The following is a 983-nucleotide window of genomic DNA, read 5'->3' on the forward strand; positions in this document are numbered from 1 at the left end:
CGGATATTTTACTTACGTTTTGGAAGGTGGATTTAGTCCGAATCGCCCCGTAAACCCTCATTACACCGTGCTGGAGGCAAGTGATTGGTTTTTTTTCAGGGCCGACTACTTAATTACTCAGAGGCTAAGAGAACTTATAAAGAGCTGGAGTTTTCTGCGAAGAGAGCCTTTGATGGTGTTTGGGGAGTAAACGCAAGCTACACTTGGTCTGAAAGCAAAGGGAATACTGAAGGTTATGTAAAGTCTGATAATGCTCAGGATGATGCAGGGATTACTCAGGATTTTGATTTTCCTGAATTGATGGATGGGGCGAATGGTTATCTACCCAATGATCGCACTCATAAATTCAAAATATACGGGAATTACCAGATTATGGAAAACCTTTTGTTTGGAGCCAATTTCCTATTGCAATCTGGACGTCCAATTAACTCTTTTGGGGCTGGGCATCCAAGTAGTACTCCCGGTTATGGTGATACCTATTATATTACCGATCCAAATGGAAATCTGATTAAAACAAAACGCGGAAGTCGGGGGAGAACTAGTTGGGTCAACCAAATAGACCTGTCGTTAGTTTACAATACACGAATTGGTTTGGCAGATGTAGAGCTTAGGGCGGAGGTATTCAATATTCTCGATGCTGACGCTGAAACAGAAGTATATGAGTTTGCTGAGTTGAGCCCCGGAATCGCTGACCCGGATTGGGGGATCAATGAGGTTTATCAAACACCTCGATACTTCCGTTTTGGTGCGAGTGCGCGTTTTTAAAAGCGTAAAAGTCCTAGTGGTTTGAGGTTTGTAGGGGCTGTCTTCAATTGAAGAGAAGGCGGCCTCTAATATCGCTGTATATCATATAGATTAATAGTTGGTTTTGATTGGTGGGTGTTTTTTAGTTTAACGTAGAAACCCACGTCCTACGGACGTGGTCATGAGTGACTGGCTTTGCCTGTTACGAGTGAGGTGGCTCATGTTACACCTAGGTTCGA

General features: G+C 43.3%; 1 protein-coding gene. It reads left to right on the forward strand.

The annotated features are described in order from the left end of the window. Window positions 1–84: 84 nt before the first annotated feature. Entirely contained in the window at window positions 85–765 is a 681-nt protein-coding gene (locus tag ACCI49_RS24795; protein ID WP_371841937.1) for a porin family protein, read from the forward strand. Window positions 766–983: the final 218 nt, after the last annotated feature.

It is taken from the genome of Microbulbifer epialgicus, from assembly GCF_041447265.1.
GTDB classification, from domain to species: Bacteria; Pseudomonadota; Gammaproteobacteria; order Pseudomonadales; family Cellvibrionaceae; genus Microbulbifer; species Microbulbifer epialgicus.